This is a genomic window from Streptomyces sp. NPDC059994, from assembly GCF_042737755.1.
Classification (GTDB): domain Bacteria; phylum Actinomycetota; class Actinomycetes; order Streptomycetales; family Streptomycetaceae; genus Streptomyces.
Window position 1 is genome coordinate 37,337 of record NZ_JBHWUR010000007.1, and the last position, 18,802, is coordinate 56,138.

At 70.4% G+C, this 18,802-nt stretch carries 15 protein-coding genes and 3 pseudogenes; 9 read left to right on the top strand and 9 right to left on the bottom strand.

The annotated features are described in order from the left end of the window. Nucleotides 1-8 precede the first annotated feature (8 nt). A complete protein-coding gene (locus ACFWA7_RS06230; RefSeq protein ID WP_385821467.1) occupies nucleotides 9-1,157 on the top strand; it encodes an RNA polymerase sigma factor in 1,149 nt (382 codons plus the stop codon). A gap of 159 nt (nucleotides 1,158-1,316) precedes the next feature. Here the strand turns inward: ACFWA7_RS06230 and ACFWA7_RS06235 are convergent. Beyond that, nucleotides 1,317-1,550 (bottom strand): annotated as a pseudogene (locus tag ACFWA7_RS06235) (DinB family protein); the annotation flags it as partial. Nucleotides 1,551-1,991: 441 nt separating this feature from the next. Between ACFWA7_RS06235 and ACFWA7_RS06240 the strand changes: the two are divergent. Then, nucleotides 1,992-2,636 (top strand): LysE family translocator, encoded by a 645-nt coding sequence (locus ACFWA7_RS06240; protein WP_385542048.1) that lies wholly within the window; start codon nucleotides 1,992-1,994, stop codon nucleotides 2,634-2,636. A gap of 35 nt (nucleotides 2,637-2,671) precedes the next feature. Here ACFWA7_RS06240 and ACFWA7_RS06245 read toward each other — a convergent pair. Then, a pseudogene (locus ACFWA7_RS06245) lies at nucleotides 2,672-3,376 on the bottom strand (glycosyltransferase); the annotation flags it as partial. Between the two features lie 232 nt (nucleotides 3,377-3,608). On the opposite strand from ACFWA7_RS06245, the pseudogene ACFWA7_RS06250 reads away from it, so the two are divergent. Continuing rightward, nucleotides 3,609-4,129: pseudogene (locus tag ACFWA7_RS06250) on the top strand (helix-turn-helix domain-containing protein); the annotation flags it as partial. A 232-nt stretch (nucleotides 4,130-4,361) separates the two neighbouring features. Continuing rightward, nucleotides 4,362-6,761, top strand: coding sequence for an Orn/Lys/Arg decarboxylase N-terminal domain-containing protein (locus tag ACFWA7_RS06255; RefSeq protein ID WP_385821316.1), 2,400 nt, complete (start codon nucleotides 4,362-4,364; stop codon nucleotides 6,759-6,761). 163 nt (nucleotides 6,762-6,924) lie between these two features. Here ACFWA7_RS06255 and ACFWA7_RS06260 read toward each other — a convergent pair whose 3' ends face one another. Next, a complete protein-coding gene (locus ACFWA7_RS06260; RefSeq protein ID WP_385537519.1) occupies nucleotides 6,925-7,164 on the bottom strand; it encodes a hypothetical protein in 240 nt (79 codons plus the stop codon). Between the two features lie 434 nt (nucleotides 7,165-7,598). Between ACFWA7_RS06260 and ACFWA7_RS06265 the strand changes: the two genes are divergently transcribed. Next, on the top strand, nucleotides 7,599-8,216 hold the full coding sequence (locus ACFWA7_RS06265; RefSeq protein WP_385821318.1) for a TOPRIM nucleotidyl transferase/hydrolase domain-containing protein: 618 nt from the start codon (nucleotides 7,599-7,601) through the stop codon (nucleotides 8,214-8,216). 188 nt (nucleotides 8,217-8,404) lie between these two features. On the opposite strand, the gene ACFWA7_RS06270 is transcribed toward ACFWA7_RS06265, so the two are convergent. Next, a complete protein-coding gene (locus ACFWA7_RS06270) occupies nucleotides 8,405-8,848 on the bottom strand; it encodes an RpiB/LacA/LacB family sugar-phosphate isomerase (RefSeq protein WP_385537529.1) in 444 nt (147 codons plus the stop codon). A 645-nt stretch (nucleotides 8,849-9,493) separates the two neighbouring features. Continuing rightward, nucleotides 9,494-10,024 (bottom strand): hypothetical protein, encoded by a 531-nt coding sequence (locus tag ACFWA7_RS06275; protein WP_385821321.1) that lies wholly within the window; start codon nucleotides 10,022-10,024, stop codon nucleotides 9,494-9,496. A 147-nt stretch (nucleotides 10,025-10,171) separates the two neighbouring features. On the opposite strand from ACFWA7_RS06275, the gene ACFWA7_RS06280 reads away from it, so the two are divergent. Continuing rightward, nucleotides 10,172-10,393: a hypothetical protein gene (locus ACFWA7_RS06280; protein WP_385821323.1), complete on the top strand. Its 222-nt coding sequence runs from the start codon at nucleotides 10,172-10,174 to the stop codon at nucleotides 10,391-10,393. A 138-nt stretch (nucleotides 10,394-10,531) separates the two neighbouring features. On the opposite strand, the gene ACFWA7_RS06285 is transcribed toward ACFWA7_RS06280, so the two are convergent. Both ACFWA7_RS06285 and ACFWA7_RS06290 read right to left on the bottom strand, forming a co-directional pair. Next, nucleotides 10,532-12,310, bottom strand: coding sequence for a ferritin-like domain-containing protein (locus tag ACFWA7_RS06285; protein WP_385821325.1), 1,779 nt, complete (start codon nucleotides 12,308-12,310; stop codon nucleotides 10,532-10,534). Next, on the bottom strand, nucleotides 12,310-15,021 hold the full coding sequence (locus ACFWA7_RS06290; RefSeq protein ID WP_385821327.1) for a xanthine dehydrogenase family protein molybdopterin-binding subunit: 2,712 nt from the start codon (nucleotides 15,019-15,021) through the stop codon (nucleotides 12,310-12,312). The genes ACFWA7_RS06285 and ACFWA7_RS06290 overlap by 1 nt, the downstream gene beginning before the upstream one ends. Nucleotides 15,022-15,254: 233 nt before the next feature. Here ACFWA7_RS06290 and ACFWA7_RS06295 point away from each other — a divergent pair, with 233 nt between their 5' ends. Next, nucleotides 15,255-15,632: a VOC family protein gene (locus ACFWA7_RS06295; protein WP_385537502.1), complete on the top strand. Its 378-nt coding sequence runs from the start codon at nucleotides 15,255-15,257 to the stop codon at nucleotides 15,630-15,632. A gap of 40 nt (nucleotides 15,633-15,672) precedes the next feature. Here ACFWA7_RS06295 and ACFWA7_RS06300 read toward each other — a convergent pair whose 3' ends face one another. Next, complete coding sequence (locus tag ACFWA7_RS06300) at nucleotides 15,673-16,086, bottom strand: hypothetical protein (protein WP_385821329.1); 414 nt, start codon at nucleotides 16,084-16,086, stop codon at nucleotides 15,673-15,675. A gap of 360 nt (nucleotides 16,087-16,446) precedes the next feature. Between ACFWA7_RS06300 and ACFWA7_RS06305 the strand changes: the two genes are divergently transcribed. Next, a complete protein-coding gene (locus tag ACFWA7_RS06305) occupies nucleotides 16,447-17,334 on the top strand; it encodes an SGNH/GDSL hydrolase family protein (protein ID WP_385821331.1) in 888 nt (295 codons plus the stop codon). 241 nt (nucleotides 17,335-17,575) lie between these two features. Then, on the top strand, nucleotides 17,576-17,923 hold the full coding sequence (locus ACFWA7_RS06310; RefSeq protein WP_385537496.1) for a hypothetical protein: 348 nt from the start codon (nucleotides 17,576-17,578) through the stop codon (nucleotides 17,921-17,923). A 224-nt stretch (nucleotides 17,924-18,147) separates the two neighbouring features. Here the strand turns inward: ACFWA7_RS06310 and ACFWA7_RS06315 are convergent. Next, the coding region (locus tag ACFWA7_RS06315; RefSeq protein ID WP_385821333.1) for a hypothetical protein at nucleotides 18,148-18,802 on the bottom strand (655 nt) is incomplete at its 5' end.

Genomic DNA, 18,802 nt, shown 5'->3' on the forward strand with positions numbered 1-18,802 from the left:
CCTCAACGATGAACGAGGCCCTGCTCCGGAGCCTCACGCCGAGCGTGCTCAGGATCCTCGTCCGCCGCGGCGCCGACTTCGCGGCGGCCGAGGACGCCGTGCAGGACGCGCTGGTCGAGGCGGTCCGCGTCTGGCCGGCCGACCCTCCGCGGGATGCGAAGGGCTGGCTGGTCACCGTGGCCTGGCGCCGGTTCCTCGACGCGACCCGGGCCGACACCGCCCGCCGCCGGCGTGAGGACGTCGTCGACGAGGAACCGGCGCCCGGGCCCGCGCCCGCGGTGGACGACACGCTCCAGCTCTACTTCCTGTGCGCCCACCCGTCACTGACGCCGTCGTCCGCGGTCGCGCTCACGCTGCGCGCCGTGGGCGGGCTGACCACCCGCCAGATCGCCCAGGCCTACCTGGTGCCCGAGGCGACCATGGCGCAGCGCATCAGCCGGGCCAAGCGCACGGTTTCCGGCATACGGTTCGACCAGCCCGGCGACGTCGCCACCGTGCTGCGCGTCCTCTACCTGGTCTTCAACGAGGGCTACTCCGGCGACGTCGACCTCGCCGCCGAGGCGATCCGGCTCACCCGGCAGCTCGCGGCCGCGATCGACCACCCCGAGGTGGCGGGGCTGCTCGCCCTCATGCTGCTCCACCACGCCCGGCGCGCCGCCCGGACCGCGCCCGACGGCAGCCTGGTGCCGCTCGCCGAGCAGGACCGCGGCCGGTGGGACACCAAGTCGATCGCCGAGGGCGTCGCGATCCTCCAGGCGGCTCTCGCCCGTGACCGCCTTGGCGAGTTCCAGGCCCAGGCCGCCATCGCGGCCCTCCACGCCGACGCGCTCACTGCCGAGGAGACCGACTGGGTGCAGATCGTCGAGTGGTACGACGAGCTCGCGCGCCTGACCGACAGCCCGGTCGTCCGCCTCAACCGCGCGGTGGCCGTCGGGGAGGCGGACGGACCGCGCGCCGGCCTGGCGGCACTCGCGGCACTGGACGACTCCCTGCCCCGCCATACCGCGGTGGCGGCGTACCTCCACGAGCGCGACGGTGACCTGGCGACGGCGGCACGGCTGTACGCCGAGGCGGCCCAGAAGGCCCCCAACCTCGCAGAGCGCGATCACCTCACTCGCCAGGCCGCCCGGCTGAACGGCCGCCGGGGCCGCCGCTGACGAAGTGGTTCTCCTGCGGCGCTCGGCGCGGCCCGGTGGCCAGAGGCCGCCTGGCGCTTGGCCAGGCCAGTGCTGCTGAGCAGATGGGTCGACCCGCGCTGATCGAGCGCGCGAGTGGGTGCTGAATGCCGTTTGCGCTCCACACCACCGCGCTCGTACCTACCTCTTGTCAGTGGTGGAGCGGGCCTGCCACAGGTCGCGGAGCAGCGCGATCTCGGCCATGTGATGGATGAATTCGAGGTTGGCTGACGCCAGCACGCCAACGTAGGGGTATTCGGAGTCGTTGCTGTACGGGTACTGCGAGAAGCCGACCGTGTCGAGCTGCTCGTCGGTCAGGGTGGCGGCACTGTCGCGCCAGCGGTCGATCAGCGCCCAGAACCGCTCGACTGCCACCGTGGGTCACCTTCATCGACGAGGCCGACGGCAGCCAGGTCACGCGGCTCGGCACACTCAACCGCAGTCACCCCAAACTGCCCGCGTCGGCCGGTATTTACGCCGAGATCGTGCAGCCGTCCGGCTGGGACCCGCAGCTGAAGCCCAAGACTCAAGGCGGTCCCACAGAGTATGGGTTCACCGACTTCCCCAAGCTCCCCAAGCTCCCCAAGGGCTGCCCGCTGTACTGACCTGTCACTGCACCCGCCGCCTCCGGCAGTGACCGTATGGCGCCGTACCGTAGGACACGCCACACGGTCGCAGGTTCCCCGCCCACCCACGGCGTCAAGAGACCGTGCCCGTCGGTGCCCGGTGATATTGGTGGGTGGATGTGTCTAGAGCGGACGGTCCGCCGTCTGTTTGTATGACCTCTGGGAGACAATCGCAGGAGGTGGCGGATACATGGTGTCCACGGAGAGCATTCTCGCGTTCGCGGCGATTTCGCTGCTGGTGATCGTGATTCCGGGGCCGAGCGTGCTGTTCGTGATCGGTAGAGCCCTCGCACACGGCCGCCGTGTGGCGCTCGCGACGGTCGTGGGCAACCTGATCGGTTCGTACCTCCTGGTGATCGCTGTGGCGTGGGGCCTCGGCGCGCTGGTGGAGAGCTCGGCCACGGTGTTCGTGGGCGTGAAGCTGGCGGGGGCGGTATATCTCGTCTACCTCGGCGTGCAGGCCTTCCGGCACCGCAAGGAGATGCGCGCGTCGAACATGGCGGCCCCGGCGGGTGAGCGCCGTGGTGATCTGCGCACCGTCCTGGACGGTATTTTCGTGGGCGTCACCAACCCGAAGGGTGTCGTCTTCTTCGCGGCGGTGCTGCCCCAGTTCGTGAACCACTCGGCGGGCCATGTGCCGCTCCAGATGATGGTGTTGGGGCTGGTCCCGGTCGCCATCGGCATGATCACGGACACCCTTTGGGGCCTGGGCGCCTCGGCGGCCCGCTCCTGGTTCGCCCGCTCGGACCGCCGCCTGTCGATGGTCGGAGGGGCGGGCGGCATCGCGATGATCGGCCTGGGCGTGACCGTGGCAGCGACAGGCCACGCCGATTAGGCACAAGCTGGGCACGCTCGACCATCCCACCAGGTTCACGCGGGCACCGCGGACGGCCTTCCTTGGCCGGCGGCATCGAGGAGCGGTTTCGCGGCCACCGTCGCCCCGCCGGTACGGAACGCCTCGGCCACGGCGGTCGCCCGTACGCGGGTCTCGGGGGTCAGGGCTGTCCTGAGCGCGGCCGACAGGGACTCGGTGGTCGGCGTCGGGCCGTCGTGTGCCGCGCCGGTGCCCAGGTCCGCCACCCGGCCGGCGAAGTGGGGCTGGTCCCGCTCTGGGGTACCACCACCTGCGGTACGCCCGCCCGGGTGGCCGTCGTGGTCGTGCCCGCGCCGCCGTGGTGTACGACGGCGCGGGCACGACCAGCGGAACAGTGCCTGGTGGTCGACCTCGCCGACGGGGAAGCAGTCGTCCCCCTCGTCGATCAGGCCCAGCTCGGCCCAGCCGCGGGAGACGACCGCGCGGCGGCCCTGCGCGCGGATCGCGGCTATGACCACCCGGGCGACGTCCCGCGGATCGCGTACGGGAATGCTGCCGAACCCCACGTACACCGGCGGTGTGCCGGCGTCCAGGAACGCCACCAGCTCGGCGGGAAGCGGGCGCTCGTCCGGCAGCACCCACGCGCCGGTCTGCACCACGTCGAGGTCCGCCGGCCTCTGCCACGGGGCCAGGACCGGGTCTGTGGCCAGCAACGGCTGGTCGGTGAAGAGGTGGTCGCGGACGTTGTCCAACGGCGGTATCCGGCAGCCAGGACAGCAAGCCCGTGTCCGTGTGAACGGCGCGGAAACGTCGAGTCGGGCACCGACGGGCCGGCACTCGGGATCATTGTGTGCGGTGTTTTTCGTCGGCCACCTGGGTGCCGGCCCCCTGATGCCCGTCGTCAGCCGTACCCGACCGGACCGGGCACAGGATGTCGGGTGCGGCAAGGTGAGTCCTTTCTGATGTGAGTGATCGAAAGGGAAGGAGACCGGGGTGCTGGAGCGGCTCAACCAGGCCATGGAGCACATCGAGGGCCATCTCGATCAGCGGATCGAGGCGGCTGACCTGGCGCGGATCGCGGTGACGTCGGAGTACCACCTGCGGCGGCTGTTCTCCGCGCTGGCGGGGATCCCGCTGTCGGAACACATCCGGCGCAGGCGGCTGACGGTCGCGGGTGCCGAGGTGCCGAGGTGCTGACCGGCGAGCGGACGCTGCTGGAGGTCGTGGTGCGTTACGGCTACACCTCGGGGGAGGCGTTCGCGCGCGCGTTCCGCGCTATGCACGGCGTCGGTCCGGGAGAGGCCAGACGGGTCGGTGCGAGTCTGCGGTCCCAGCCACGGATGTCCTTCCGCCTCGTCGTCGAAGGGAGCGGCAGTATGCGGTACAGGGTCGTGGAGAAGGAGGAGTTTCGTGTGGTGGGCAGGAAGGCGCGCGTCCCCCTCGTGCACGAGGGGGTGAACCCGGCCATCGCCGACTTCATCCGGGGCATCGGCCAGTGGACGCTGCAGCGCATCCGCGACGCGGCGTGCAGGGCTGCCCGCCCCCCTGCCATGGAACGCATGGCCGGGTGGCCCCGCGCAGTGCGTCGCCGGGGACGGCCGGCCCGCTGGCGAGGTTGCGTACGGCAAGTCAGCCTCACGGCCCCACATTCCTTCAGCCGGGTGGTTTATCCCCGTCTCGGTGGTTTCGCGGCGCGGTCCGGCCGAGACTGATCGAGGTAGGCAGGAGCCGACCGGGAGGGGACACATGGGTGACAACGCTGTTCTGGTGGCGGTACCGGAACACCCGCGGGACGACAGTGCCGGTGTGGATCAGCTGAACAGGATTCGCGGGGCCATCGAGTCCCAGGGGTACGACGTCCGCTGGGTGGTGAGCGTTTCCGACGCCGAGGCGGTGCTGCGTACGGAGGCGGGCCTCGCGGCGGTACTCGTGGCCTGGGACCTTCCGGCGGGGCACGACGCGAAGGACGAACCGGGTGGCGCGACCGTTCTGCGGGCGATCGGCCGCCGCTTCAAGGACCTTCCGGTGTTCCTCGTCATGAGGGACGACAGCCTGCGCGAACTGCCGCTGTGGGTGTCGCAGTCAGTGATCGGGTACGTGTGGCCGCTGGAGGACACTCCGGCCTTCATCGCGGGACGGATCACCGCCGCCGCTCGCACCTACCAAGAAGCGCTCCTGCCACCGTTCTTCAAGGCCCTGCGCCGCTTCGACGACGCGCACGAGTACTCATGGCACACCCCCGCGCACTCCGGCGGTGTCGCGTTCCTGAAGTCGCCGGTGGGCCGCGCCTTCCACGACTACTTCGGGGAACGTCTGCTGCGCAGCGACCTCTCCATCTCGGTCGGCGAACTCGGGTCGCTGTTCGAGCACACCGGCCCGATCGGTGAGGCGGAGCGCAACGCGGCGCGGGTGTTCGGCTCCGAGCTCACCTTCTTCGTTCTGCACGGCGACTCCACGTGCAACCGTCTGGTCGGCCACTTCAGCGTCACGCGCGACGAGATCGCGCTCGTGGACCGCAACTGCCACAAGTCGGTCCTGCACGGCCTTGTCGTCTCCGGCGCCCGGCCGGTCTTCCTCATCCCCACACGCAACGGTTACGGCCTCGCCGGACCCCTGCCGCCGGCCGAGATCGAGGCCGGCTCGGTGGCGTCCCGGGTCGCCGCCAACCCGCTGGCCCAGGGGGCCTCCTCACAGGATTGCCAGTACGCGGTGTTCACCAACTCCACCTACGACGGCCTCTGTTACGACGCCGTGTCAACGGCCCGGTCGTTCGCCGCCAGCACCCCCCGTCTCCACTTCGACGAAGCCTGGTTCGCCTACGCCCGTTTCCACCCCCTGTACCGCGGGCGCTACGGCATGTCGGTGGACGAGGAGACCCTCCCCGGCCCCGAGCGGCCCACCGTCTTCGCGACCCAGTCCACGCACAAACTGCTGGCCGCCCTGTCGCAGGGGGCCATGGTGCACGTCAGGCCCGCGCCCCGGGCGCCGGTGGAAGGCGCCCGTTTCAACGAGGCGTTGATGATGCACGGCACGACGTCGCCGCTGTATCCGATGATCGCCTCGCTGGATGTGGCCACCGCGATGATGGACGGTGCGCAGGGCCGCTGGCTGATCGACGAGGCGGTGACCGAGGCGATTCGCTTCCGTCAGGAAATGGTACGCATCGGGCGGCGGATCGAGGCCGCAGGCGACCGGCCCCCCTGGTTCTTCGGGGTGTGGCAGCCCGAGACGGTGACCGACCCGGTGAGTGGCGCACACGTGCCCTTCGACGAGGCATCGGCCGATCTGCTGCGCACCGAGCCGTCCTGCTGGCATCTCGAACCGGGTGCGGACTGGCACGGCTTCCCCGGCCTCACCGAGGGCCACTGCATGCTCGACCCCATCAAGGTCACCTTGACCTGCCCGGGGATCAACGCCACCGGCGACATGAGCGACTGGGGCATCCCGGCCCGGGTGCTCACCGCGTATCTGGACACGCGGAAGATCGTCGTGGAGAAGACCGACAGCTACACCACCCTGGTGCTGTTCTCCATGGGCATCACCAAGGGCAAGTGGGGCACGCTTCTGGACGCCCTGATGGACTTCAAGGCCTTCTACGACGACGACGCACCGCTCGACCGCGTTCTGCCGGCTCTGGTCGCCGAGTACCCGCAGCGCTACTCGGGCCGTACCCTGCGCGAGTTGTGCCAGGAGATGCACGACTATCTGCGCTCGGTCCGCCTGGTCGCTCTGCTCGACGCCGCCTTCCAGCAGCTTCCCGAGCCCGTCGCGCCGCCTCAACTGTGCTACCAGCGACTGATCCGAGGCGGCACCGAGCGGGTACGGCTGGCCGATGCGGCGGGCCGTGTGGCAGCGGCCATGGTCACCGTCACCCCGCCCGGCATCCCCGTGCTCATGCCCGGCGAGAGCGTCGGCGACCCGGACGGCCCCCTGCTGCGCTACCTCACCGCACTGGAGTCCTTCGACCGCCACTTCCCCGGCTTCCGCAGCGAAACCCACGGCGTGACTCTCGACTCCGCCACCGGCGACTACCTGATCGAGTGCCTGCGCCCAGAGGCGGACGAAGTATCGAGCGGCTCGCGTACGCTCAGCGCGTCGACGCCGGCGCAGCGCCGGGGTACGGAACCTTCTCAACCGTCTGTATGAGTCGGTGGAGATCCGCGCGGGTCTGCCCGCGCGCGGCAAGGCGGTGGAGACCGCCGGCCGCGCGCGGGACGCGGCGCGCGAGACGGCCTCCCGGCGGGGCCATCGCCCTGACACTGCCCGGGGACCGGGCGACGGGGAGAGTCCGTCGGGTGACGCGGTCGGGTCAGGAGTAACTCTGGTAATGCTCGTTGTCGGCCTCATACGCGGTGTGTCCGTACTTGGAGTAGAAGTTGCCCTCGTCGTACTGGTGGTCCTCGTCGCGGTACGTGTACGAGCCGTCGGTGGTGTCGTGCCGGGCGCCGGGCGCGACAGTCCTGCTCTGCCCGGCGGCTCCGTGCGTTCCGGCGGCCTGGGCTGCGGCGGCGCCCAGCAGAACACTGCTGAGGGCGACTGCGGCGTGCATTCGTCGTGAGATGCGCATGCCCGGGCAAACGATCACGGGTGTTCCGGGTTACCCGCGGTGGCCCGGGCGCGCACGTCGGTGCTGAGGAGCGCCACACCCCTGCGGCCAGGGACGCGGCCACACCCGGTCCGCTGGCGCACTGATCGTGCACGCACGTGGGAACCGTATGGAGAAGTCCGCCGCGGGAAGGGCCAGTCGGGCGGCCAAGGGCGCTCGGCGGCCGGCCCGAGGTGATCGAAACGGTCGCCCCGGACCGCTCCGAGACGCACACCATCATCTACATCGCAGCCCGAGCCTCCACCGGCTCGGCGCCACAAGTGATGGGGTGGATCATCAGGTTGATGGCTGCCCAGGTGATGAGGGCGCCCGGTGTGTAGAGCGAGGCTCTCGAATATCGCGTGCCGTGCCGGTCGGTGGAAGGGCAGACTCGCCTCATGGCAGACGTGTGGGCGTTCCGGGATGCGGTGAGCCGCTGGGCGGCCGGTGGTCCCGGTGAACCGGCGAGTGAACTGGCCGTGCGACTGGGGTTGAGGACGGCGGTACTGCTGGAGGGGCCGAGTGACCTCGCGGCCGTCGAGGAGCTGGCCGCACGGCGTCGCCGGAACCTGGCCGCCGAAGGAGTGTGCGTCGTGCCGATGGGCGGGGCGATGAGCGTCGGCCGCTATGCCGGCCTTCTCGGGCCGCCCGGTCTCGGTCTGCGCCTGAGCGGACTGTGCGACGAGGGCGAGCAGCGCTTCTACGACCGCGGCCTGGCGCGGGCCGGGGCGCCGCGCCGGGGCTTCTACGTGTGCGTCGCGGACTTGGAGGACGAGCTGATCCGCGCGCTGGGCACGGCGCGGGTCGGGGAGATCATCCGGGCCGAGGGCGACCTGCGCGCCTGGCAGACCTTCCTGCACCAGCCCGCACAGCAGGATCGGCCCCGGCAGCAGCAGTTGCGGCGTTTCCTCGGCACGAAGAAGGGTCGCAAGATCCGCTACGGCCGTCTCCTGGTGGAGGCCCTCGACCCGGGACAGGTACCGGCCCCGCTCGACGACCTCCTCGCGAGCGTGTGACCGACGTACGAAGGCGCGGTCGCGGCCACTTCCGGCACCCCGTCCCGCCGTCCGCCCGAGATGGCCAACTGGTTGTTGTTGACGGCCACTTATCGGTAACTGGTCAGGTTTGGGGTCGGGATCGACGATGGGGATGGGGATGGGGATGGGGATGGGGCTCGGCCAACGATTGGGTGAGCGCTGTCCCGTCACGCCTGGTCAAGGCGCTCCAGATGCCGGATGTTCTGCTGGTCGGTCTGGTCCTGGCTCGGACTGGTGTCGAACCACGCGTCCAGGATCTCTCCGAGTGTGGCTGCGGAGGTCAGTCGCAGGCCCAGGGCCAGGACGTTCGCGTCGTTCCAGCGGCGGGCACCACTGGCTGTGTAGGCATCCGTGCACAGCGCCGCCCGCACGCCAGGGACTTTGTTGGCCGCGATGCTCGCGCCGGTACCGGTCCAGCAGCACACCACCGCCTGATCGGCACGCCCCTCTGCCACGTCCCGCGCGGCAGCCTCCGTGCAGAACGCCCAGTCGGCCGTCTCTTTTGTTGCCAGTACGCCATGAGGGATCACCTCGTACCCGCGGCGGCACAGCTCCGCCACGAGTTGACGGGCCACCCCCTCGTCAGAGTCGGTGGAAACAGAGATCCGCAGGGTCGCCATGACATTCACCTTCCGACAGGTTCCTTATTTGCAGCAGTCACCATGGTCTTACAGCAGCCGCCTCCAGATGCTCCGCGACCATCGCGTGTGCCGCCTGTGCCGCCTGTGCTGTCGCGTCATCGGCATGGTGGCCGGCTCGACGGGCAACCGCTCCGCCGACCGGCGGGTGCGGGGATTCCTGGGGGCGACGGCCAAGCGGGGCATTGAGGACGTACCCGCCCCTCGACTGGACCCCGCCCAGGACCGGACCCCGCCCTCGACCGGACCCCGCCCCTCGAACCGGACCCCGCCCCTCGAACCGGACCCCGCCCTTGCGCGGGTAGCCCGCCAAGCGGCCTTGCGCGCTGCGGTCTTCGGCGGTACGCCGCACGGGTGCGCCGGACCGGAACTCCCAGGTCAGTGGGACCGAGCAAGCCCTGAGTACACCGGCCTTGGAACGCGGGCTTCATCCGTTGCTACGAGGTTCCAGTTCTGCGCTGACGACCGGCTCCTCCATGAGATCGGCCTGGAGCAGGCCGACAAGTGAGAGGGCGCGATGTGAACCTGACTGGGTGTCAAGGTTGAGGAAGCACTTGTAGCGGGCGGCGGTATCGGCGTTGGTGTGCCCAGTGAGAGTGCTGCGGGTTCTACCGGTCGTCACAGATACTCGAAGTAGCGGGTCCACCAAGTTGCGCGCCCTTGATGCGGGCCGTAGCCGGCGTAGAAGGAACCTTCGCCGGCGAGCCACGTCACGCCGTCGTAGGGCCGGTGGAGCAGCCGTGGGGGCACCGGCGTGTAGCCGAAATCGCAGAGGGCGGCCTCGATCCGGCCGCGGTCCGCAACGGCTAGCGCGCCCTCCCGAACGGCGTGGTCCAGGTCGTCGTGGCTGTCGGGTCCCGGAGTGGTCACCACCGCAAGGTTGCCGAAGTTGCTCAACCGCAGTCCCAGAGGGACCCCGGCCTCGGTCGCCTCCGCCGGTATAGCGATCTTGAAGTAGTAGCTGGCGTCCTGGATCTCGTCGTCGAGTCCGCAGGCGTGCCCGAAGTCTTTGGTCAGCCGGTCCTTCAGCTGGGTCGCCTGCGCCTTGGCCAGCGGATGGTCGAAGCCGTCGGGAAACTCCAGGTGGTCTGGTCCCGACAGCTGGTCCAGAGTGTGCAGCAGGGCCAGGACCTGCGCGTCTTCGTTCATCGCGTCCACCTTACGGAGGCCCCGGCGCAGGACGTGTGGCGGGCCGCCCGAACTCGAACGTGTAGTCGAAAAACGCGCCCGGGGCTTGTCGCCTCCGGACACCGCGCTCGGTGTGCTGGAGTGGCCGGCACGGAGCACGCTGGAGAGATGGATGGGGCACTGATAGTCGTGCACCGGCCGCGTGGCACCGGCGGTCGCCGTGTCACCGTGCGCGGGCAGATCATCGGCCTCGCGCACAACGACCGAGATCTTGTGGAGTTCCTGCGGCAGTCGGGCCTCGATGAGACGACGGCCGAGGACATGGTGGCGGGGGACTCGGCGATGATCGAATGGCGCGGGGGCCGGCCTCACCAGTACGAGGCGGCATGACGATGAGCACCCCCCGCCCCGAGGGCGAGAGGTGCGCCGTGCTGCGGGTGGGGTTGGGGTCGGTGCAGAGGACGGGGCCCGGGCCATGGCCTCCGTCTCTCCTCGCGACAGGACGTCTCGGCGCGGGAAGACCGTGTTTCACCGCCCCCCAGGCACCAGCGACAGCTCCCAGAGCGTCTCCAGGGCGCAGTTGGCCGGGTAGTCGTACGGCAGGTGGCGGGCGTAGCGCTGCTGGTCGATCGTGATCTGTTGCACCATGCTGTGGGCCAGACGCAGGTTCTGCGCGTCGTCCAGTCCGGGGGCGTATCCGGCGACGAAGGCGTCGAAGGGGAGGCCCTCGGTGCGGTGGGCCAGTGCGGTGCCCAGACTGCGCAGCGGGCCCGTCATATGGCGGCGTGCGGCGCTGTGGAAGAGCATGCCCTGCCGGTAGGACGCGTCCAGCAGCATGCATACCGCCCAGTAGTGGAGGTTCGCGAGGTGGCGCAGTGCCGGCACCGTTTCGTCGGGGACGGGGTCGCCGGACGCGGGCAGCCCGCTCGTGTGGCTGAGGGGGACCACCGGGTGGTCCGGGCCGGCCGGATTCCATACGTCAGTGCAGTCCTTCAGTGCGGGATGAGTGCCCTCGAACATGGAACGGAAGAGGGTGAAGTGTTCGCTCTCCCCTTCTTCTCGCAACAGCTCCAGGCGGGCGAACCAGGAGGTGTAGTCGAGCCGGTCCGGCTCCCGCTCCTGTAGCAGTTCGAGTACCCGTGTGACCTTGCGGTAGAGGCTGCCGACCTGGTTGGGGCGCGGGGCCGCAGGTGCTGTCGAGCCGAGCACCTCGTACAGGCGGTCGACGAAGGCACGGTCCTCGGGTGTGTGCTGCTGGGCGGGGTCGACCGCGCTGGGCGATGCCTCGACGTATACGTACTTGGCCAGGCTGTGCAGGCTCAGTGGTTCCAGCACGAAGTCGAACGGATAGATGTCCTGTTCGTACGGGAACTGCTGGCGGCCGAGGTGCGGGGCCGCACCGAGTGCGACGAGCAGCGAGTTGACGATGTCGAGGTGGGTCATCTCCTCGATGGCGACGCCCATCAGGTGCAGCGGCCGGCCTCCGTAGCGGTGGCTGGGCCAGCCGGCGAGGTCGGCGAAACGCGGCACTCTGATCGAGAAGGCGGCGTACAGGTACTGGACGAGCAATGAGTGCTCGATCTCCGCACCGTCGCGCAGCAGCCGGATCAGTTCCAGCGTCGGATCGTCGAACACGGGGGTGTATCCGAGCCGTTCGGTGTCCGCCGCGGACAGCGCAGGTGTCCTGCTCAGCCGGGGCATGGCCCTGGGGGCGGTTGCCCCGGTCTCCGGAAGGGTTGGTGTGGCGGCCGGGTTGAGTTCGCGCTCCGGCGGGGCGGGGGCCGGGGGCGCGCTCTGCGCGGTGGCCAGTACGGCCGCCCGGTAGCGCTCGTAGTCCGTGCAGCGGCACACATGCGAGCCGAGGACCGTGTCGACGGTCTCCTCCAACTGCTGATCCGCTTCGCCCGATTCGCGGTTGCTGCCGGCGTGGTCGACGACGACGCTGCTGGCGACCGCGAACCCGGCCGCGCAGTATCCGCACTGGAACGCCTCACGCTCCAGGAACGCCTGCTGTACGGGGTGGAGTGCGCCGTCAGCCGCCAGGCCTTCGACGGTGGTGACGTCCCACCCCTGTACGTGGCGCATGCTGGTCATGCACGCCTGACGTGTCACCACCGGGGCTTGGGGGCGGGTGCGGACCGCGACGGTGCACGCGCGGCATTCCCCGATGGAGCAGCCGATTTTCGTGCCGGTCAGGCTCAGGTCCTCGTGCAGGAAGTGGACGAGGGACATATCGCCGGGCACGGAACGGCCGTGGTGGCGGACGCCGTTGACGGTGAGGTCCAGATCGGTGTTCGGCTCTTGCATCACGACCGCCCGTTGTCGGGGAGGGGCAGGTCCGCCAGGCGGATCGGGGTACGGGAGGGCCAGCAGCGGTCGTCGCCGTGCCCGAGGGCATGCGCGACGGCGTTGGCCACGGCGGGTGCGACAGTCGTCATGGTTGCTTCCCCGATCCCCTTGTGCCGCAGGCTTGGACTGCCGGTGCCGAGCACACCCGCGGTCGGCAGGGGAACGAGGATCGTCTCGCGTCGGATTCCGGTGATGTCGGCGTAGCGTGCCAGCCGGTAGCGGTCGAAGTTGACGTAGGGACCGGCACCCGTCTCCGGGGGCAGTTCCTCGTGCAGTGTGTGGGAGATCCCCATGGCGAGCCCGCCTGCCACCTGGCCCTCCAGCGCGGCCGGCAGCAGCGGGTCGCCCGCGTCCAGGAACGTCACCGCGTCCACGACACGGATCGCCCCGTGCCCCGGCACGATCTCCACGCCGATCAAGTGACCGGCCGCCGCGTACAGCGACCGCGGTACGACGTCCCCGCCCGGTCCACGCGCGACCGGGGCCTTGAGCGGGCCGACCGGGGTGAGGGGCACAGGGTCGTCGTCCGGCGAGCGGACGAGCGCCAGCGCGTCGACGGACGCCTCGTGAGGCATCCCGTCGACCTGGAACGTCGCCTGTGACCAGCCGTTGCAGAAGTAGCCGTGCGCCATGACGCATGTCTGGCTTCCTGTACGCACCAGCTCGTGCGCGAGTGCGGCCAGCGGCACCGCGGGGCGGCCCGGCAGCCGCACGGCACCATCGTGCCAAGCAGCCAGCAGGTCGGCGTCGCTCAGCGTGGGCTCGTTCAGCAGCGTGCGTGCTGCGGGGAGCAGGCGCAGCCGAAGGAGTGCGCGGCAGGCCTCGCGGACCACGTGCACATGGAAGAACGCCGTCTTCGACGCGCTGCTCGCTCCGTGGGACAGCGAGATCTTGACCTGGTCGTGCAGTCCGCGCTCCTTGAGCCGCTGGGCGAAGCGTTCGAAGGGCCCCACCACACCGAGCCGGGCCACTGCCGGTACCCCCAGCACGTCGTGGGCGGCCTGCTCCAGAGCGGCGCGGGAGCCCTGTCCCATCTCCACGCTCTGGCCCCACACCGCGACCTGGCCGTCCCCGGCCACCTGCACGGCCGTGTAGACACTGTCCTGGCTGGTTCCGTACGCCTCCATGCAACAGGCGAAGCCGACCCCGTACAGCGTGCCGTCTCCGCGCCCGGCGACCCGGTCACGGGCCTCGTCGCGTTGCTGCCACAGCGTGTGGTCCCGAGCCGCCGCGCAGACCGCGGCGGCGCCGACGTGGAACCGCAGCGGAGTCCCCGCGAGGTCCGTGTCCGCGTCAGTGGCGTCGGTCGGTCCGTCGGTGGCGGAGTGGACCACGTTCGCCAGGCGGAAGTCGAGTGGATCCATGCCGAGACCCCGTACGGCGAACCGGTCGAGCGCGGTCTCCAGGTTGAACGCCACCTGCGGGATGCCGAAGCCGCGCATGGAACCGACGGCGGGGATCGCCCGCTCCACCACGATGGCGTGCACCGAGGCCTGCGGCACCCGGTAGGGGCCGGTGGCGTGCAGGGCCGCGAGCCCCAGCACCGGCCCGTTGAGGTTTGCCTCGACACCCCCGTGCAGCACGATGAACGACCGCATCGCCCGGATCCGCCCGTCGGGATCCGCCCGGAGCCAGCTGCGGACGCCGGAGGCGTGTCGCTTCAAGCCGCCCTGGAACTGCTCGCGCCGGTCGTACGCCAGCCGGACGGGGCCGGGCGCGAACACCGCGGCGAGCGCCAGGTAGTACGGGAACGGCGACTTGTCCCGGCCACCGAACCCACCGCCGCAGTCCTTCGACCACAGCCGTACGGACCGTACGCTCGGATGGGCCGCGCGGCCGAGCAGCGTCTGGATGTCCGGCACGTCGCCGTGCGGCGACTGCGTACCCAGGACCAGATGCAGGGTGCCGGAGGAGTGGTCCAGCCAGGCCAGTCCTGCCTCCGGCTCCAAGAACGCCGGGTCGGTCTGCTGGGTGAACGTCGTGGTGACGGCCCCGAGCGCGCCGGGCTGGGCCATGTCGCCTTCGATCGCCGAGAACAGGTGTTCCGCGTCGGTGTCGGGCTGCCCGTTCCTGACGAACGTGCTCTGTGTGGCGTCGTAGGTGACACGCCCCCGGTTCCAGTGGGAGTAGCCGTTGGGAACGGTGGCGTCCAGCAGGTAGTGCGCCTGGCGCGGCGTGCCGGTGAAGCTCCGCTGCGTCCATGCCTCCAGATCCTGCGTGATCAGCTGCTCCTCCGTGGGCGGGAGGACGCCGGTGGCGGGTCCGTACGTCACTGGAGCAGCGCCTTCGCGCAGCTCCTGCGCCGCGCGGCGGAACCGTACGAAGTCGCCGTAGACCACGATGGCCACCGGCTGACCGAGGTAGTCGGCCTTCTCACCCGCCGGCAGGAGCGCCTGCACATTGTCGGCGGAGACACGGTTGCTGTACGGGGGCTGCGGGAGGTCCTCGGCTGTCACGACCACGTCGGGCCGCAGCTCGACCGGCAGCCGTGCGAAATCCACACCCGTGAAGAGCCGGTCGACGTGTCGGCTGCGCAGCAGCAGGGCGTGCCGGCAGTCCGTGGGCCAGCCCATGGCGGCCATGTCCACCGGCCGGAAGTCGCTGGCGAACACCTTCTCCCCGGTCACTCTGCGCATGCGCCCGTCGGCGGCGTCGCCGTCACTGCCCATGGTCCCGACCTCAACACCCAGCGCGGCTCCCGGCAACATACGGTGCGCCTTATGGGGCTCTACGGAGTGCCCGGGCCGTGCCGCGCGAACCGGCTCTCCGGGCGAGGGCCCTGAAATAATCCCGCCACTGCTCGCCTCGCCCGGTACGGTCGCGGGAGTGTTCTCCCTGCGGGAGCCCATCAGATCCGCGCGCGGCCACCCGGCAGTTCCCACGCTGAGAGTAGGTTTCGTCAATGGCAAGCCGTATCAGTGAGCTCGTGCTCGATTGCCGCGACCCCGAGGTGCTGGCGCGGTTCTGGTGCGAGGTCCTGGACTTCATCGTGCTGGATCGCAACGAGGGCGACATCGAGATCGGACCGCGCGAAGGGTTCGGCGGCCCGCAGCCGACGCTTGTCCTCAGCCGAAGCGACGAGCCGAAGAACGGGAAGCTCCGGCTGCACATCGACGTCAACGCCACCGACCGCGATCAGGACGCCGAGCTCGAACGCCTCCTGGCCGCCGGGGCCGAACGCGTCGACATCGGTCAGACCGGGGCGGAGTCCTGGCACATCCTCGCCGATCCCGAAGGCAACGAGTTCTGCCTGCTCAAGGCCCGCATCGACCCGCTCTGACGACCTGCTCGGCAGCGAGGGCCGCGCCCGGGTGGACGCTTCAGGCGCCCGAAAGCCGTCTGAGGTGGGCGGCCTCCTTGTGGGCGCCGATGCTTTCCAGGGCCCGGATCACCTCCTGGGCCCGACTTGAGCCGGCGGGCCGCCTGTCGTGTGTGAGCAGGCGCTGGACGGTGTTTCTCACCAGGGTGAGCGCGGGGGCGCCGTTGAGCTCCCGATGGGCAAGATCGAGGTCGTAGGTGAGGGCCTCCCATGCGTAGTCGTACTCGGGGCTGCACGTTCTCTGGCTGACCGCCTCCGCCAGTGCCTGGGCCGCCTCGTCGCGTCGGCCGGCGACGAAGAGGAGGCGGGCTTTGCGCCGGAGGTGGTTGGGAAGTTCCCACTCCAGGACCTTCCCCCGAGCCTGATCCTCGTCCAGCCTGACGATCAGCTCCGCAGCTCCGCAGCTCCGCAGCACCGGAGCCGGCCAGGGTATGTGGCGCGGCGGTCGGCCTCGACCGTACGGGCCCAGCCGACTGGGTGACGGGGGTGCGCGGCGACGCCCGGGAGGTGCTGCTCAAGTCATCGCCGCTGTCATGGTCGTGAGGATTTCAAATAAATCCGGTCACCAATATTGACGCGGCCCTGGCGGCACCTCACATTACCTATGGGTAGAACCGGGCGGTAATCCCGCATCGGTCCTCCGCGGTCGTCGGCGCGCGCACCGTCGGCCCGCTGCCGTCATTCGTTGTTCGAGCCGCTCCTTCGTCGCGCCGGTCCGGCGCGCGCCGTTCCCCGGGAAGAGAGAGCAATCGTGCCCATGTCCGCTCGATATGTCATGTCTGCGTCAGTCGCGGCCGGTGCGCTGGCTCTCGGACTCGTCGGCGCCACCACCGCGCACGCCGCCCAGTCCCCGGCCCAGGATGCGGCCACAGCCTCTGCTCCGGCCCTGAACTACGTGGCCCTCGGCGACAGTTACAGCGCGGGATCCGGCGTCCTGCCCGTGGACCCCACCAATCTGCTGTGCCTGCGGTCCACCGCGAACTACCCCCACGTCATCGCCTCCCGCACCGGCGCCCACCTCACGGACGTGACCTGCGGCGCCGCACAGACCAAGGACTTCTCCGCATCCCAGTACCCGGGCACCGCACCCCAGTTGGACTCCGTAACCGCCGACACCGAACTCGTGACGCTGACCATCGGCGGCAACGACAACAACACCTTCATCAACGCCATCCTGACCTGCGGCACCGCGGGCGTCTTCAGTGGTGGTCAGGGCAGCCCCTGCAAGGACCGGAACGGCACCGCCTTCGACGACCAGATCGACGCGAACACGTATCCCGCGCTCAAGAGCGCACTGCGCGCCGTCCGCGCCAAGGCGCCCCACGCCCGCGTGGCGGTGCTGGGCTACCCCTGGATCACCCCGGCCACCGCCGACCCGTCCTGCTTCGTGAAGCTGCCCATCGCCTCCGGCGACGTCCCGTACGTACGCGGCATACAGGCGCACCTCAACGCCGTCGTCCAACGCGCCGCCAATGAGACCGGAGCCACCTACGTGGACTTCTCCCGGGCGTCCGAGGGTCACGACGCGTGCGCCCCCACCGGGACCCGCTGGATCGAACCGCTCCTGTTCGGGCAGAACGTCGTTCCCGTCCACCCCAACGCGCTCGGCGAGCAGCGCATGGCCGAGCAGACCATGAGCACGCCCGGACTCGGACTCGGCTGATCCGGGGACCGTCCGCAGCGGGCCGAACCGATCACGAGACCCGCCGCGCCGCGCCGACGGGCGCGGACGAGACGGTCAGTACTGCCAATGAGGGCGGCCGCTCACGGTCCGGCAGTAGATCATTCGCCCGTTCGCGGCATGCGTGGAACGGCCGAGATCGGCTTTGCGGCAGAACTGGCCGGCGTTGTAGCAGTTGCCCGCGTTGGAGACGATCTCGCAGCTGCCGGAGTGAGCGGAGGCGGTGGCCTTCGTACTCGGGTGGCTGCCCGGCGCCGGGGGCTTCGGGGTGCGCGACTTCGTCGGCGCGGGAGCCGGGGTGTGCGGCTTCGCGCTCGTCCGGCTCGGGGCAGGCGTATGGCTGGGGGAGGCGGCGGGAGTCGTGGCCGGGGCGGTCGGGGAAGACGTGGCAGGGGAGCCGGCCCTCGGGGTGGCGCTCGCCGTGAGCGACGGCGGCGCCGAGGCCGCGCCGGAGGTGCTGTCCTGGCAGCCCGCGAGCGTGAGGGCGGCCGCCAGGGCCGCTCCGACGACAGCGGCTCTGGCGCGCCGTAAGCGTGAGGGTCTGGGTATGTGCATGGCGGAGTACTCCTGATACGGGACGGATCGTGCGCGCGGCGAACCTGCTCGCTCGCGCTGCGCAGCAGGCTACGCGCTCGGCGACGTCGGCACCGGGCAAATGGACTGCGTACCACTGCCGCTGAGGGCCCGTCAGGTCCGGAGAGGTGACCCGGCGGCCAGTTCAACCCACCTACCCGGGATGGCACGTTCCCGCAGGGGACTGGTGCGCCCGACTTGCCCGCCCGTGCGCCTGACCGCTCACGACCGCCCGGACATGCCCTGGTCCGTGGAGCGCGGAAGCTCCCGGTTGCCCAGGTGGTGGCCCAGGCGGACCGCGCGGGAGGACGGATGGGCGATGGCCTTGGCCGACGGTCCTTCCTCGGCGTCGAGGCCGTGGCGCAGTTCGTGTCCCTGGTGCATCAGCCGTCGTGCGTGCGCGTGGTTTCCCAGCGCCCATTCGATCTTGGCGATGAGGCGGTAGCCGTAGCTGAGGCTGGCGGGGGTGCCGACCGCCTCGAAGTGTTCCAGCGTGAGACGGGCATGGCGGCGTGCGGTCTCCAGGGGTCCGGCCTTGCGGAGGGCTTCGGCCGCCGTCGCGTGCGAGTGGGCCGCCTCCTCTCGATCGCCCCGCCGTGCGGAGCCACGGACGCCGAGTACCGCCTCGGCACCCGCCAGAAGCAGCGGGACGCCGTCGCGCGCTGTGCCCGCAACCTCGGCCCAGCGCCCAGGGTTACACCACCGCGCTGCCGAGGACGCCGCGCACCGCTGCCGCCTGCGCACCGGCCGGCCCGTCACCGTCACGCTCACCCGGACCGTCACCGTCACGCTCACCCGGACCGTCACCGTCACGCTCACCCGGACCGTCACCGTCACGCTAACCCGGACCGTCACCGTCACGCTCACCCGGCCCGAC